We start from the raw sequence: 290 nt of genomic DNA, 5'->3' as shown, positions 1-290 counted from the left end.
ATAGATTTTCAAGCTGCCATCTTGAAAAATAAACGATACTTACTATACAGATCAATAACATCATCGAAATAGCTAAGCTAATCCCCATTACAGCATGCTTGTATGCTTTTTTTTGTTCTATAATATATGGGTAGTAAAACATTATTAAAGCAAATCCAAGCATAATCTGAGAGCCTTCAAAAAGAGCGTTTCCCCAATCCATCAGTGTTTGGTCAAATCGGGGATATAAATGATGAAAGTTTGCATCAGCAAATGCCCAATTACTGTAGTAACCCATCCAAGCGGTGAGA

The 290-nt window shown here is 35.5% G+C and carries 1 protein-coding gene; it reads right to left on the bottom strand.

Features of this window, described 5'->3' with window-relative positions:
• On the bottom strand, window positions 1-290 hold a 290-nt coding region (locus tag AOA60_RS23465), incomplete at both ends, for a GerAB/ArcD/ProY family transporter (protein ID WP_158235052.1).

Source organism: Pseudomonas sp. 2822-17 (assembly GCF_002742485.1).
GTDB classification, from domain to species: Bacteria; Pseudomonadota; Gammaproteobacteria; order Pseudomonadales; family Pseudomonadaceae; genus Aquipseudomonas; species Aquipseudomonas cyclaminis.
This window is presented reverse-complemented; position numbering and strand designations above follow the sequence as displayed.